This is a genomic window from Pseudomonas sp. 22189 (genome assembly GCF_052045635.1).
GTDB classification, from domain to species: Bacteria; Pseudomonadota; Gammaproteobacteria; order Pseudomonadales; family Pseudomonadaceae; genus Aquipseudomonas; species Aquipseudomonas parakoreensis.
Map to the genome: position 1 here is coordinate 1 of NZ_JBQEPG010000046.1, position 14,349 is coordinate 14,349.

Genomic DNA, 14,349 nt, shown 5'->3' on the forward strand with positions numbered 1-14,349 from the left:
TAAGATCAAGATCAAAAGATCGCAGCCTTCGGCAGCTCCTACAGTTGGAACCGTGTGGGCATATCCATCAGCGACAACCGCTTTTGCTTGTTCTTGCGGCTCGCAGCTTGGCGCTCGTCGCTCGCTTGCCAAAACGCGCCATCCGTGTAGGGCAATCCCTACCCCCAACCTTCCATCCGGCTGAGGCGATTCTCTCCTGCGCCCCGATTTGCGCGGCTGGCGCCAGCCACTAGGCTTAATCCACAGCAGTTACCAATAACAAAGGTGTGGGTATGAGCCAGGTCGATTCAAACGCAGGGGCCAGTGACGTGCTGGTCAGCTTTCGTGGAGTGCAAAAGAGCTACGACGGCGAGAACCTGATCGTCAAAGACCTCAACCTGGACATTCGCAAAGGCGAGTTCCTGACCCTGCTCGGGCCGTCCGGCTCGGGCAAGACCACCAGCCTGATGATGCTCGCCGGGTTCGAAACGCCGACCGCCGGCGAAATCCTCCTGGCCGGCCGTGCCATCAACAACGTGCCGCCGCACAAACGCGACATCGGCATGGTGTTCCAGAACTACGCGCTGTTCCCGCACATGACTGTGGCCGAGAACCTGGCGTTCCCGCTGACCGTGCGCGGCCTGAACAAGAGCGATGTCAGCGACAAGGTCAAGAAAGTCCTGAGCATGGTCCAGCTCGACGCGTTCGCCTCACGTTATCCGGCGCAACTCTCCGGCGGTCAGCAGCAGCGGGTAGCGCTGGCCCGGGCGCTGGTGTTCGAACCGCAACTGGTGCTGATGGACGAACCGCTGGGCGCGCTCGACAAGCAATTGCGCGAACACATGCAGATGGAGATCAAGCACCTGCACCAGCGCCTCGGCGTGACGGTGGTCTACGTGACCCACGACCAGGGTGAAGCGCTGACCATGTCCGACCGCGTCGCCGTGTTCCATCAGGGCGAAATCCAGCAGATCGCGCCGCCACGCACCCTCTACGAAGAACCGAAAAACACCTTCGTCGCCAACTTCATCGGCGAGAACAACCGCCTCAACGGCCGTCTGCTCAGCCAGAGCGGCGAGCGTTGCGTGGTCGAACTGGGCCGTGGTGAGAAGGTTGAGGCGTTGGCGGTCAACGTCGGCCAGACCGGCGAACCGGTGACCCTGTCGATCCGCCCGGAACGCGTCAGCCTTAACGGCTCGAGCGACCAATGCGTCAACCGCTTCTCAGGGAGGGTGGCGGAATTCATCTATCTGGGCGACCACGTCCGGGTGCGCCTGGAAGTCTGCGGCAAGACCGACTTCTTCGTGAAACAGCCGATTGCCGAGCTCGATCCCGCGCTCGCGGTCGGGGACGTGGTACCGCTTGGCTGGCAGGTCGAGCACGTTCGCGCGCTCGACCCACTTCTAGAGGCGCACTAAAACGCCCCCGCAATACCAACACCAACCCTGCACGTGGAGAGAACAATAAATGTTGAGATCCCTGAAGTTCACCGCCCTGACCCTGGGCCTGATGGGTGCGGCCAGCGCAATGGCCGCCGGTCCCGATTTGACTGTGGTGTCGTTTGGCGGGGCGAACAAGGCGGCGCAAGTCAAAGCCTTCTACGCACCGTGGGAAGCAGCGGGCAACGGCAAGATCGTGGCCGGCGAGTACAACGGCGAAATGGCCAAGGTCAAAGCCATGGTCGATACCAAGAGTGTGTCGTGGGATCTGGTGGAAGTTGAATCGCCGGAGCTGTCCCGTGGTTGCGACGAAGACATGTTCGAACAACTCGACCCGGCGCTGTTCGGCAAAACCGAAGATTACGTCAAAGGCGCGATTCAGCCTTGCGGCGTGGGCTTCTTCGTCTGGTCGACCGTGCTCGCGTACAACGCTGACAAGCTGAAAACCGCGCCAACCAGCTGGGCCGATTTCTGGGACACCAAGAAATTCCCGGGCAAACGCGGCCTGCGCAAAGGCGCCAAGTACACCCTGGAATTCGCGCTGATGGCCGACGGTGTGGCGCCGAAAGACGTCTACAAAGAACTGGCGAGCAAGGGTGGTCAGGATCGTGCGTTCAAGAAACTGGATGAGCTGAAACCGAATATTCAGTGGTGGGAAGCCGGCGCCCAGCCGCCGCAGTACCTCGCTTCCGGTGACGTGGTGATGAGCTCGGCCTACAACGGTCGCATCGCCGCCGTGCAGAAAGAATCCAACCTGAAAGTGGTGTGGAACGGCGGCATCTACGACTTCGACGCCTGGGCGATCCCGAAAGGTCTGGACAAGACCCGCGCCGATGCAGCGAAGAAATTCATCGCCTATTCGGTCCAGCCGCAACAGCAAAAGACCTACTCGGAAAACATCGCTTACGGCCCGGCCAACACTCAGGCAGTCCCACTGCTGAGCAAGGACGTGCTGAAAGACATGCCGACCACTCCGGAAAACATCGCCAACCAGGTGCAGATCGACGTCAGCTTCTGGGCTGACAACGGCGAGCAACTGGAGCAGCGCTTCAACTCCTGGGCTGCGAAGTAACCACAATCTGAAGGAAGACTTTGTGGCGAAGGAGCTTGTGTGGTGAGGGGATTCATCCCCGATGGGTTGCGAAGCAGCCCCCGAAGCCATACCCGCTCGGTGTGTCAGATAAACCGGATTCTCAGGTTTTACGACTGCTGCGCAGCCGATCGGGGATGAATCCCCTCGCCACAAAAACTCATCTGAGAGTTTTGGTGTTTCAACACAACAGAGGTGGTTCGCCACCTCTGTAACGATCAAAGATTTGCGGAGTACGTCATGGCCATCGCCGTTCCCCTGAACGAGGGCGCCAGCCCCACCTTGAAGCAGAAGCTCAAGCACGCCGAGCGGGTCAACCGCTGGAAGGCCCAGGCGTTGATTGCGCCGCTGGTGCTGTTTCTGTTGCTGGTGTTCCTGGTGCCGATCGTGGCGCTGCTCTATAAAAGCGTCGGCAACCCGGAAGTGGTCGGCGGCATGCCGCGCACCGTGGCGGCCATCGCCAGTTGGGACGGCCGCGGCCTGCCTGCTGAGCCAGTGTACAAAGCGGCTGGCGAAGACCTCGCCGAAGCCCGCAAAAACCAGACCTTGGGCGATCTGTCCAAACGCTTGAACATGGAGTTGGCCGGCTATCGCAGCCTGCTGACCAAAACCGCCCGGGCGCTGCCTTTCGCCAGCGAACCGGCCTCCTATAAAGAAGCCCTCGAAGCGCTCGACGAGCGCTGGGGCGATCCGGCCTACTGGCAAGCGGTCAAGCGCAACACCAGCAGCATCACCCCGTATTACCTGCTGGCGGCGGTCGATCACCGTATCGATGATCTCGGCGAACTGGCGCCGGCCACCCCGGATCAGGCGATCTACCTCGACATCTTCGCCCGCACGTTCTGGATGGGCCTGATCATCACCGTGATCTGCCTGTTCCTCGCTTATCCACTGGCTTACCTGTTGGCCAATTTGCCATCGCGGCAGAGCAACCTGCTGATGATTCTGGTGTTGCTGCCGTTCTGGACCTCGATTCTGGTGCGGGTCGCGGCGTGGATCGTGTTGCTGCAGTCGGGCGGGCTGATCAACAGCGCGCTGATGGCCATGGGCATCATCGATAAACCGCTGGAGCTGGTGTTCAACCGCACCGGGGTCTACATCTCGATGGTGCACATTCTGCTGCCGTTCATGATCCTGCCGATCTACAGCGTGATGAAAGGCATCTCGCCAACCTACATGCGTGCTGCGATTTCGCTGGGCTGCCACCCGTTCGCCAGTTTCTGGCGGGTATATTTCCCGCAGACCTATGCCGGTGTCGGCGCCGGTTGCCTGTTGGTGTTCATCCTCGCCATCGGCTACTACATCACCCCGGCGCTGCTCGGCAGTCCGAACGATCAGATGGTCAGCTACTTCGTCGCGTTCTACACCAACACCAGCATCAACTGGGGCATGGCCACTGCGCTGGGCGGCTTGTTGCTGCTGGCGACCGTGGTGCTTTATCTGATCTACAGCTGGCTGGTGGGCGCCAGTCGCCTGCGCCTGAGCTAAGGGGAATTTGAAATGCTGAGTCCTTACATGTCGCCCATTGAACGGGTGTGGTTCTACAGCTTGCGGATCCTCTGCGGCCTGATCCTGCTGTTCCTGATCCTGCCGGTGCTGGTGATCGTGCCGCTGTCGTTCAACTCGGGCAGTTTCCTGGTGTATCCGCTGCAAGGTTTCTCGCTGCACTGGTATCAGGACTTCTTCGCCTCGGCGGAATGGATGCGTTCGTTGAAGAACAGCATCATCGTCGCTCCCGCTGCGACCGTGCTGGCGATGGTTTTCGGCACACTGGCCGCGATTGGCCTGACCCGCGGCGATTTCCCCGGCAAGGCGCTGGTGATGGCGCTGGTGATTTCGCCGATGGTGGTGCCGGTGGTGATCATTGGTGTGGCGAGTTACCTGTTCTTCGCGCCGCTGGGGCTGGGTAACAGCTTCTTCTCGCTGATCGTGGTGCACGCGGTGCTGGGTGTACCGTTCGTGATCATCACTGTGTCGGCAACGCTGCAAGGGTTCAACCACAATCTGGTACGGGCGGCGGCCAGCCTCGGCGCATCGCCGCTGACCACGTTCCGTCGGGTGACTCTGCCGCTGATCGCACCGGGGGTGATTTCCGGGGCGCTGTTCGCCTTCGCCACGTCGTTCGATGAAGTGGTGGTGACGCTGTTCCTCGCCGGCCCCGAGCAAGCGACGCTGCCCCGGCAGATGTTCAGCGGGATTCGCGAGAACCTCAGCCCGACGATTGCGGCGGCGGCAACACTGCTGATCGCCTTCTCCGTCATCCTGTTACTGACCCTTGAATGGTTGCGTGGCCGTAGCGAGAAACTGCGTACCGCCCAGGTCTGACGCTGATCCCCTGTAGGAGCTGCCGAAGGCTGCGATCTTTTGATCTGGCTTTTTAAGATCAAAATCAAAAGATTGCAGCCTTCGGCAGCTCCTACATAGGGATGTTCGTGCGTACAGAAAATCTATGTGTGGTTGTCATTCATGGGGTGAATGGCAGACAACCCGGTTTCCCCAGCTACGCTTGTGCTCAGCTCCCACATCTATAAGAGGCTGCGCACAATGAGTCTGTCCCAGTTCAAAATCGCTCACAAACTGATCACCGGCGCCGGGGCCATCGAGCAACTGGCGGCGGAACTCACGCGGCTGGATATCGACAACCCGCTGATTGTCACCGACGCCGCGCTGGTCAAGTCCGGCACTGTGGAGCTGGCGCTGTGCCAATTGGGCGGGCGCGAGTACGAGATTTTTGATCGGGTGCTGCCGGACCCGGAAATCGCCATCGTCGAAGATTGCATGCGCGTGTACCGCGAGGGCGGGCATGACGGTTTGATCGGCCTCGGTGGCGGCAGTGCCATCGACATCGCCAAAAGCGTGGCGGCGTATGCCGGATACCACGGCGCGCTGGAAGACCTGTTCGGTGTCGATCAGGTGCCGCGCAAAGGCCCGCCGCTGATCGCCATCCCGACCACCGCCGGCACCGGCTCGGAAGTGACCAACGTCGCCATCCTCTCGGACAAGGTCGCGCAACTGAAGAAAGGCATCGTCAGCGACTACCTGTTGCCGGATGTGGCGCTGGTCAGTCCGCAGATGACCTTGACCTGCCCGCGCAGCGTCACCGCCGCCAGTGGTGTTGATGCGCTGGTGCACGCCATCGAATCCTATCTGTCGGTCAATGCCTCGCCCATTACCGACTCACTGGCCATCGGCGCAATCAAGTTGATCGCCAAAGCCCTGCCTAAGGCCTACGCCAATGGCGCCAATCTCCAGGCCCGTGAAGACATGGCCACCGCCAGCCTGATGGCCGGCATGGCGTTCGGCAATGCCGGGGTCGGCGCGGTGCATGCGTTGGCGTATCCGCTGGGCGGGCGTTTCAACATCGCCCACGGCGTCAGTAACGCCTTGCTGCTGCCGTATGTCATGACCTGGAACAAGATGGCCTGCGTCGAGCGCATGCAGGATATCGCCGAAGCCATGGGGGTGAAGACCGCTCATTTGAGCGCGACCGAGGCGGCGGACAAAGCCGTGCAGGCGATGACCGAGTTGTGCGCGTCAGTGGAAATTCCTGTCGGGTTGCGCAGTTTTGGCGTCCCGCAAGAGGCGATCCCGGCCATGGCCGTGGAGGCCGCGGGAATCGAGCGTTTGATGCGCAACAACCCGCGCAGGCTCAGCGCTGCGGATATCGAGAAGATCTACCGAGCGGCGTACTGATCATCGCGGTCACGGTGCGCGCACGGAAACTTGAGGTATACAATGCGCGCCATCGTGATTTAGCTCAGAAAAGGTGCGTCATGCAGCCCTTCGTAATTGCTCCGTCGATTCTCTCCGCCGACTTCGCCCGCCTCGGCGAAGAAGTGGACAACGTTCTGGCCGCCGGTGCCGACTTCGTCCACTTCGATGTCATGGACAACCACTACGTGCCGAACCTGACCATCGGCCCGATGGTTTGCGCGGCATTGCGCAAGTACGGCATCACCGCGCCGATCGACGCGCACCTGATGGTCAGCCCGGTGGATCGCATCGTTGGCGACTTCATCGAGGCCGGCGCCACTTACATCACTTTCCACCCGGAAGCCACGCTGCACGTCGATCGTTCGCTGCAACTGATCCGTGAAGGCGGCTGCAAATCCGGCCTGGTGTTCAACCCGGCGACCCCGCTGGATGTGCTCAAGTACGTGATCGACAAGGTCGACATGGTGCTGCTGATGAGCGTCAACCCGGGCTTTGGCGGGCAGAAGTTCATCCCCGGCACCCTCGACAAACTGCGCGAAGCGCGGGCGATCATCGATGCCTCGGGGCGTGATATCCGTCTGGAAATCGATGGCGGCGTCAACGTCAACAACATCCGCGAAATCGCGGCCGCTGGCGCTGACACCTTTGTGGCCGGCTCGGCGATCTTCAATGCGCCGAACTATCAGGAAGTCATCGACAAGATGCGTTCCGAACTGGCGCTGGCCCGCCCATGAGCGGTTTTGAGCAGCTGTTCCCGGGGCAACTGCCACGGTTGGTGATGTTCGATCTGGATGGCACGCTGATCGACTCGGTTCCCGACCTGGCGGCGGCGGTGGACACCATGCTGCTCTCCCTCGGCCGCAAGCCTGCCGGCATCGAGGCGGTGCGCGAGTGGGTCGGCAATGGCGCACCGGTGCTGGTGCGCCGGGCGCTGGCCGGTGGCATCGATCATTCGGCGGTGGATGACGTCGAGGCCGAGCACGCGCTGGAAGTTTTCATGGAGGCCTATGGCGCGAGCCACGAGCTGACCGTGGTCTATCCCGGCGTGCGCGACACCCTCAAGTGGCTGCACAAGCAGGGTGTGGCCATGGCGCTGATCACCAACAAGCCGGAGCGTTTTGTCGCGCCGCTGCTGGATCAGATGAAGATCGGCCGTTACTTCAAATGGATCATCGGCGGCGATACCTTGCCGCAGAAGAAGCCTGATCCGGCCGCGCTGTTCTTCGTGATGAAAATGGCCAACATCCCGGCCTCACAATCGCTGTTCGTCGGCGACTCGCGCAGCGATGTGCTGGCGGCGAAAGCGGCGGGGGTCAAGTGCGTGGCGCTGAGCTACGGCTACAACCACGGTCGACCGATTGCCGAGGAATCCCCGGCACTGGTGATCGACGATCTGCGCAAGCTAATTCCCGGTTGCCTCGGTACAGCCGCTGAGATAACGTTGCCCGACGCTTCTCAATCCCATTCTGGAAACGCCATCGTGGTGGTCACCCGCAAACTCTGGATGAAAGTCATCAAGGCCCTGGCTCGCTGGCGTTGGCGCGCCTGACTGGTTCCTGGCCGGCTTGCCGGCGCGTTTGCACACCTGACTGATTTGCCCCTCACACCACGAGGCACCCCATGATCCGCGAAGAATTCCTGCGCCTGGCCGCTGATGGCTACAACCGTATTCCGTTGGCCTGCGAAACCCTGGCCGACTTCGACACCCCGCTGTCGATCTACCTGAAACTGGCCGACCAGCCAAACTCCTACCTGCTCGAATCGGTGCAGGGTGGCGAAAAATGGGGCCGTTACTCGATCATCGGACTGCCGTGCCGCACCGTACTGCGGGTTCACGACCATCACGTGAGCATCACTGTCGATGGCGTCGAGACCGAAAGCCATGACGTCGAAGACCCGCTGGCCTTCGTCGAAACCTTCAAGGCCCGCTACAACGTGCCGACCATCGCCGGTCTGCCGCGTTTCAACGGTGGGCTGGTCGGATACTTCGGTTACGACTGTGTGCGCTACGTGGAAAAGCGACTAGGCAAATGCCCGAACCCGGATCCGCTGGGCGTGCCGGACATTCTGCTGATGGTGTCCGATGCGGTGGTGGTGTTCGACAACCTCGCCGGCAAGATGCACGCGATTGTCCTCGCCGATCCGGCGCAAGCCGATGCTTACGAGCAGGGGCAGGCGCAATTGCAGGCACTGCTGGAGAAACTGCGCCAGCCGATCACCCCGCGCCGTGGCCTGGACTTCAGCAAGCAACAAGCGGCTGATCCGCTGTTCCGCTCCAGTTTCACCCAGAGCGACTACGAAAAAGCCGTCGACACCATCAAGGAATACATCCTCGCAGGCGACTGCATGCAAGTGGTGCCGTCGCAGCGCATGTCGATCGACTTCAAGGCCGCGCCGATCGATCTGTATCGTGCCCTGCGTTGCTTCAACCCGACGCCGTACATGTACTTCTTCAACTTCGGCGACTTCCACGTCGTCGGCAGTTCGCCGGAAGTGCTGGTGCGGGTCGAAGACAATTTGATCACCGTGCGTCCGATTGCCGGCACGCGGCCGCGTGGCGCCACCGAAGAAGCGGATCTGGCGCTGGAAGAAGACCTGCTGTCGGACGACAAAGAGATCGCCGAACACTTGATGCTGATCGACCTTGGTCGTAACGACACTGGCCGGGTTTCGGAAATCGGTTCGGTGAAGCTCACCGAGAAAATGGTCATCGAGCGCTATTCCAACGTGATGCACATCGTCTCCAACGTCACCGGCCAGTTGAAGGCCGGGCTGACCGCGATGGACGCGCTGCGGGCGATTCTGCCGGCGGGCACCTTGTCTGGCGCACCGAAGATCCGTGCGATGGAAATCATCGACGAACTGGAGCCGGTCAAGCGTGGCGTGTATGGCGGTGCGGTCGGTTACTTTGCCTGGAACGGCAATATGGACACCGCGATTGCGATTCGTACCGCGGTGATCAAGAACGGCGAACTGCACGTGCAGGCCGGTGGCGGCATCGTGGCCGACTCGGTGCCGGCGCTGGAATGGGAAGAAACCCTGAACAAGCGCCGCGCGATGTTCCGTGCCGTGGCCCTGGCTGAGCAAACTCCGGACGCCTGATCCACATTGTCTCCTGTGGGAGCGAGCCTGCTCGCGAAGTGGGCGTGCCAGTCGCTATAAACGTCGGCTGATACTCCGCTTCGCGAGCAGGCTCGCTCCCACATGGACTTGTGTTCAGCCATAAAAAACGCGGCGCCCATCAGGACGCCGCGTTTTTTATGCCTGCGCTAACCCTGCAGGAGCTGGCGCAGCCTGCGATCTTTTGCTTTTCCGCCTCAGAAGTCGAGACTGACCCCGACGTTCACCCCTTGCTGGGTAAAGTCATCATCCTTGCGCACGTTGTAGCTGGCGCGCAACGCCAAATCCTGCGTGAGCTTGTGGCTCACGCCCAGGTTCAGGCGATTGAGGTTGGTCTGCGGCTCGTAGCCTTCGAGCGTGAAGCGGTTGTTCGGCAAGCTGTTGAGGTTGATGGTCAGATCCTGGCGATCGTCGTTGTACTCACGTTCGTGAGCGAACTCGCCGAACACTTCAGTCTGCGCGGTGATCTGGTACTTGCCCTGGATACCCACGCCCAGACGCCGCGAGTTGCGCGACTGGTCGTCAAAAGTCAGCGCCGTGGAGTCAGCGCCTTTTTCCGAGTAGCCATCGACTTCGGTCTTGCCAAAGTCGGCGCTGACGAACGGCGACAGGTGCCACGGGCTGCTGGCCTGCTGCGCGATGTCGTAGCCGAGGCGGCCGCTGATCGCCAGCACGTAACCGTCGGTATCGCCTTTCTCTCCGCGCTCGTTGACCCCAAGCTGGAATTTACGTTTGAGGCTGTCGTAGTCGAGCTTGCCGGCGGTCATCGCCAGATCGCCCCACCAGCGGTTTTGTTGATACTGGGCGAACGCGGTGCCCATGTAGGAGTTGAGTTTGTATTCCGAGTCGGCGTCGCCGGCTTCGAGTTTCTGGTTATAGAAACCTGCGGCCAAACCGACGCGCCAGGCTTCGTTGACGCGATAGCTGCCGCCGATGTTCAGGTTGTAGCCGTTGCCGTCGGCACTGGCGGCGCTGTGCTGGCCGTCGAAGTCCTGGTGTTGACCGCCACCGGCGACGATAGCGCGCCATTGGCCCACGGCCTGCCAGTTTTCCCAGTCGGCCAGCCATTGATTGCGCAGTTCATCCTGATGCGCGCGTAACGAACCCTGGGCCATTTCCGGCAGCAGGGTCAGTTCCCACGGGGCGGCCAGCAGCGAGTAGGCGTAGTCGGCAATCAGGCGCTGGCCGGCTTCGGTCGGGTGCACCGAATCGTTGTAGATCAGCTTGGTCGGATCCGGTGTGGCGCTATTGATGCCGTATCGGGCGTTCTCGGTGCAACTGTTGCCGCTGAAGCAGGTGGCCGTCAGGTTCTGGTCGGTCGCGAGGCCGAACTGCGCCGGGTTGGCGAACGCTTCTTTGAGCAGCACCGGAATGTTCAGTGGAATGATTTCGGCGTTGATGCCCTGCAACTGGCTGACCAGTTCGGTGTTGAATTGGGCGCTGAGCTGCGAGGTGAAGCTCTGCAGCGGCGAGCCGTTGATCGCCGGGGTCAGCCCGATGTCTGGCAACAGCCAGACCATGATGTATTTGGCGCCGGCACCTTGCAGTGTGCGCACGCTGTCGGCCAGTCGGTCAGCCGCCGAGCTGGCCTGATCGAGGCTGAGCACGCGGCCCTGAAGGAAGTCGTTGCCGCCCCCGGACAGGTAATACAGCGCGTTCGGATCAGCGCGGAAGCCATTCGAGGGCAGATAACCGCTGCGCGTGCGTTCACCGGTGGCGGACTGGCTGGTGATCGAGTCGAGAATCTGGTCGGTACGGTAACCGCCCACCGCCCAGTTATTGCCATCGGCCAGACCTTCACCGGCCCGCACGGCCGAGGACGAGGAAGCGGTCTGATCGGGGCTGAAACCCAGTTTGCCACCGATGATCTGGGTGGCGTTGAGGTCGCGGTTTTCCCCGGTGCCATCCTTGTACAACGGGCCGGTGCGGTTGGTGTAGCGCTGCGTGGCGCCGGCCGGGCCGCCGGTGTCCTTGAAAGTCCCGGCATCGTTCAGGCTGTCGCCGAAGACGATGAAGTTCGAATAGGGCGCGGGGGCTGCGTAGGCCTGGGCGCAAGCCATGGCGAGCAGGCAACCGGCGAGCGGTACAAACAACGTCTGTTTGATCATGAGCAAGTCCGTTTATTTATTGTTGTAGGTGAACGAAACGACAGTACCAAAAACTCCCGGCGTTTTGCCATCGGTCGCGAAGCCTCCCATAGTTTTGTCCCCCGTCAGCCCCGCCATATTGCACGCTCTGCCCAGCTAAGTTACTGTGCCGGAACGTATGAACGAGACCTTCCCCGTGTTGATCGTCAGCAAACTTCTGGATCAAGTCATCAAGGCACACGCCCGTTGGCGTTGGCGCGCCTGAATCCTTTCTGCCGGCCCGGCCGGATCTGTATCGCTTTGCCTTCCTTACCCGTTTGAAATGCCGCTGTGCCGACGCTTTCTGTGCGTCCGACATCGTGCAGCGCCCTGCGGGCAAGTCATCTGAAGGCTGTCTTCAAGTCAGAATTCAAGAGGTTCGAAACGCCATGTTGCTGATGATCGACAACTACGACTCCTTTACTTACAACGTTGTGCAATACCTCGGCGAGCTGGGTGCCGAGGTCAAAGTGGTGCGCAACGACGAACTGACCGTCGCCGAAATCGAAGCGCTCAACCCCGAGCGCATCGTAGTCTCGCCAGGTCCGTGCACGCCGACCGAAGCCGGCATCTCCATCGAAGCCATCAAATACTTCGCCGGCAAACTGCCAATCCTCGGCGTCTGCCTCGGCCATCAATCGATTGGCCAGGCGTTCGGTGGCGATGTGGTGCGCGCCCGTCAGGTGATGCACGGTAAGACTAGTCCGGTATTCCATGAGGACAAGGGCGTTTTCGCCGGTCTGAATCATCCGCTGACGGTTACCCGCTACCACTCGCTGATCGTCAAGCACGATACTTTGCCCGAGTGCCTGGAACTGACCGCATGGACCCAGCACGACGACGGCTCGGTCGACGAAATCATGGGCCTGCGGCACAAGACCCTGAACATTGAGGGCGTACAGTTCCACCCTGAATCGATCCTGACCGAGCAGGGTCATGAACTGTTTGCCAACTTTCTCAAACAAACCGGCGGCACGCGCTAAGGACTCCCATGAATATCAAGACAGCCCTGAGCCGTATCGTCGAACACCTCGACCTCAGCACCGAAGAAATGCGCGACGTGATGCGCGAAATCATGACCGGGCAATGCACCGACGCACAGATCGGCGCGTTCATGATGGCCATGCGCATGAAGAGCGAGAGCATCGACGAAATCGTCGGCGCCGTGTCGGTGATGCGTGAGCTGGCCGACCAGGTCGAACTCAAGACCCTCGACGGCGTGGTCGATGTCGTCGGCACCGGCGGTGACGGTGCCAACATCTTCAACGTGTCGACGGCTTCGGCGTTCGTTGTCGCGGCAGCCGGTTGCACCGTGGCCAAGCACGGTAACCGCGCGGTGTCGGGCAAGAGCGGCAGCGCCGATTTGCTGGAGGCCGCCGGGATCTATCTGAACCTGACCCCGGTGCAGGTTGCCCGTTGCATCGACAACGTCGGCATCGGTTTCATGTTTGCCCAGACTCACCACAAGGCGATGAAATACGCCGCCGGCCCGCGTCGCGATCTCGGCCTGCGTACGCTGTTCAACATGCTCGGCCCGCTTACGAATCCGGCCGGTGTCAAACATCAGGTGGTGGGCGTGTTTACGCCCGCGTTGTGCCGGCCATTGGCCGAAGTCTTGCAGCGCTTGGGCAGCAAACATGTGCTGGTAGTGCATTCGAAGGACGGTCTGGACGAGTTCAGTCTTGCCGCGCCGACCTTCGTCGCAGAGCTGAAGAACAACGAGATCACTGAATATTGGGTCGAGCCGGAAGATCTCGGCATGAAGAGCCAGAGTCTGCACGGTCTCTCGGTCGAAGGTCCGGAAGCATCGCTGGCGTTGATCCGTGATGCGTTGGGCAAACGCAAAACCGAAAGTGGCCAGAAAGCTGCTGAAATGATCGTGCTCAATGCCGGTGCGGCGCTGTATGCCGCCGACCTGGCGACCAGTCTCAAAGAAGGCGTGGCGCTCGCGCACGACGCCCTGCACACCGGTCTCGCTCGGGAAAAACTCGAGGAGTTGGGTGCCTTTACCGCGGTATTCAAAGTGGAGAATGAGGGATGAGTGTACCGACGGTTCTGGAAAACATTCTGGCGCGCAAAGTCCAGGAAGTCGCCGAGCGCAGCGCTCGCGTCAGCCTGAGCGAGCTGGAAAGTCTGGCCAAGGCGGCCGATGCACCCCGCGGTTTTGCCCAGGCATTGCTGGCGCAGGCCAAGAAGAAGCAGCCGGCGGTGATCGCCGAAATCAAGAAGGCTTCGCCGAGCAAAGGCGTGATACGCGAGAACTTCGTGCCTGCCGATATCGCCAAGAGCTACGAGAAGGGCGGGGCGACCTGTCTTTCGGTGCTGACCGATATCGATTACTTCCAGGGCGCTGATGTCTACCTGCAACAGGCCCGCGCCGCGTGCAAATTGCCGGTGATCCGCAAAGACTTCATGATCGATCCGTACCAGATCGTCGAAGCTCGCGCGCTGGGCGCCGACTGCGTACTGTTGATCGTCTCCGCACTGGACGACGTAAAAATGGCCGAGCTGGCCTCGGTGGCCAAAGGTGTCGGTCTCGATGTGCTGGTGGAAGTGCACGATGGCGATGAGCTGGAGCGCGCACTGAAAACCCTCGACACGCCGCTGGTTGGGGTCAACAACCGCAACCTGCACACGTTCGACGTCAGCCTGGAAACCACCCTCGACCTACTGCCGCGCATTCCGCGCGACCGACTGGTGATTACCGAGAGTGGCATCCTTAACCGTGCCGATGTCGAGCTGATGGAAATCAGCGATGTGTATGCCTTTCTGGTGGGCGAAGCGTTCATGCGCGCGGAAAGCCCGGGCACCGAACTGCAACGCCTGTTCTTCCCGGAACGCGGCGTACCGGTCAGTGGTTCGACCCTCGACTGACCGAGTC

The 14,349-nt window shown here is 61.0% G+C and carries 12 protein-coding genes; 11 read left to right on the plus strand and 1 reads right to left on the minus strand.

From position 1 onward, the window contains the following. Window positions 1-272: 272 nt before the first annotated feature. The 8 genes from ACTJKS_RS27040 to trpE all read left to right on the plus strand — a co-directional run bounded on the left by ACTJKS_RS27040 (window position 273) and on the right by trpE (window position 9,324). The gene (locus ACTJKS_RS27040; protein WP_007966453.1) at window positions 273-1,397 is read left to right on the plus strand and encodes an ABC transporter ATP-binding protein; all 1,125 of its coding nucleotides are present in this window, start codon (window positions 273-275) and stop codon (window positions 1,395-1,397) included. 49 nt (window positions 1,398-1,446) lie between these two features. Then, entirely contained in the window at window positions 1,447-2,490 is a 1,044-nt protein-coding gene (locus ACTJKS_RS27045; RefSeq protein WP_041070096.1) for an ABC transporter substrate-binding protein, read from the plus strand. A 258-nt stretch (window positions 2,491-2,748) separates the two neighbouring features. Then, window positions 2,749-3,996 carry an ABC transporter permease gene (locus ACTJKS_RS27050; RefSeq protein ID WP_041070099.1) on the plus strand — a complete coding sequence of 416 codons (1,248 nt, stop codon included), beginning with the start codon at window positions 2,749-2,751 and terminating at the stop codon, window positions 3,994-3,996. Window positions 3,997-4,008: 12 nt separating this feature from the next. Next, entirely contained in the window at window positions 4,009-4,833 is an 825-nt protein-coding gene (locus tag ACTJKS_RS27055) for an ABC transporter permease (RefSeq protein ID WP_041070101.1), read from the plus strand. A 219-nt stretch (window positions 4,834-5,052) separates the two neighbouring features. After that, window positions 5,053-6,201, plus strand: coding sequence for an iron-containing alcohol dehydrogenase (locus ACTJKS_RS27060; protein ID WP_142579892.1), 1,149 nt, complete (start codon window positions 5,053-5,055; stop codon window positions 6,199-6,201). 80 nt (window positions 6,202-6,281) lie between these two features. Further along, entirely contained in the window at window positions 6,282-6,956 is a 675-nt protein-coding gene (rpe, locus tag ACTJKS_RS27065; RefSeq protein ID WP_003228808.1) for a ribulose-phosphate 3-epimerase, read from the plus strand. Next, entirely contained in the window at window positions 6,953-7,771 is an 819-nt protein-coding gene (locus ACTJKS_RS27070; RefSeq protein WP_047296963.1) for a phosphoglycolate phosphatase, read from the plus strand. Before rpe ends, ACTJKS_RS27070 begins: the two co-directional genes overlap by 4 nt. 71 nt (window positions 7,772-7,842) lie before the next feature. Continuing rightward, the gene (gene trpE, locus ACTJKS_RS27075) at window positions 7,843-9,324 is read left to right on the plus strand and encodes an anthranilate synthase component I (protein ID WP_047596415.1); all 1,482 of its coding nucleotides are present in this window, start codon (window positions 7,843-7,845) and stop codon (window positions 9,322-9,324) included. Window positions 9,325-9,539: 215 nt separating this feature from the next. On the opposite strand, the gene estP is transcribed toward trpE, so the two are convergent. After that, complete coding sequence (estP, locus tag ACTJKS_RS27080) at window positions 9,540-11,450, minus strand: esterase EstP (RefSeq protein ID WP_262948207.1); 1,911 nt, start codon at window positions 11,448-11,450, stop codon at window positions 9,540-9,542. A gap of 407 nt (window positions 11,451-11,857) precedes the next feature. On the opposite strand from estP, the gene ACTJKS_RS27085 reads away from it, so the two are divergent. The 3 genes from ACTJKS_RS27085 to trpC are packed head-to-tail and all read left to right on the plus strand — an operon-like array spanning window position 11,858 to window position 14,342. Next, the gene (locus tag ACTJKS_RS27085; RefSeq protein ID WP_041070117.1) at window positions 11,858-12,451 is read left to right on the plus strand and encodes an aminodeoxychorismate/anthranilate synthase component II; all 594 of its coding nucleotides are present in this window, start codon (window positions 11,858-11,860) and stop codon (window positions 12,449-12,451) included. 8 nt (window positions 12,452-12,459) lie between these two features. Beyond that, the gene (gene trpD / locus ACTJKS_RS27090; protein WP_047296957.1) at window positions 12,460-13,509 is read left to right on the plus strand and encodes an anthranilate phosphoribosyltransferase; all 1,050 of its coding nucleotides are present in this window, start codon (window positions 12,460-12,462) and stop codon (window positions 13,507-13,509) included. Further along, the gene (gene trpC / locus ACTJKS_RS27095; protein ID WP_108183973.1) at window positions 13,506-14,342 is read left to right on the plus strand and encodes an indole-3-glycerol phosphate synthase TrpC; all 837 of its coding nucleotides are present in this window, start codon (window positions 13,506-13,508) and stop codon (window positions 14,340-14,342) included. Before trpD ends, trpC begins: the two co-directional genes overlap by 4 nt. Window positions 14,343-14,349 lie beyond the last annotated feature (7 nt).

Coding starts and splice junctions, on each gene's coding strand:
- trpC (WP_108183973.1), top strand. CDS start 13,506: ATGAGTGTACCGACGGTTCTGGAAAACATTCTGGCGCGCAAAGTCCAG.
- ACTJKS_RS27040 (WP_007966453.1), top strand. CDS start 273: ATGAGCCAGGTCGATTCAAACGCAGGGGCCAGTGACGTGCTGGTCAGC.
- estP (WP_262948207.1), bottom strand. CDS start 11,450: ATGATCAAACAGACGTTGTTTGTACCGCTCGCCGGTTGCCTGCTCGCC.
- rpe (WP_003228808.1), top strand. CDS start 6,282: ATGCAGCCCTTCGTAATTGCTCCGTCGATTCTCTCCGCCGACTTCGCC.
- ACTJKS_RS27050 (WP_041070099.1), top strand. CDS start 2,749: ATGGCCATCGCCGTTCCCCTGAACGAGGGCGCCAGCCCCACCTTGAAG.
- trpE (WP_047596415.1), top strand. CDS start 7,843: ATGATCCGCGAAGAATTCCTGCGCCTGGCCGCTGATGGCTACAACCGT.
- ACTJKS_RS27055 (WP_041070101.1), top strand. CDS start 4,009: ATGCTGAGTCCTTACATGTCGCCCATTGAACGGGTGTGGTTCTACAGC.
- ACTJKS_RS27060 (WP_142579892.1), top strand. CDS start 5,053: ATGAGTCTGTCCCAGTTCAAAATCGCTCACAAACTGATCACCGGCGCC.
- ACTJKS_RS27045 (WP_041070096.1), top strand. CDS start 1,447: ATGTTGAGATCCCTGAAGTTCACCGCCCTGACCCTGGGCCTGATGGGT.
- ACTJKS_RS27070 (WP_047296963.1), top strand. CDS start 6,953: ATGAGCGGTTTTGAGCAGCTGTTCCCGGGGCAACTGCCACGGTTGGTG.
- trpD (WP_047296957.1), top strand. CDS start 12,460: ATGAATATCAAGACAGCCCTGAGCCGTATCGTCGAACACCTCGACCTC.
- ACTJKS_RS27085 (WP_041070117.1), top strand. CDS start 11,858: ATGTTGCTGATGATCGACAACTACGACTCCTTTACTTACAACGTTGTG.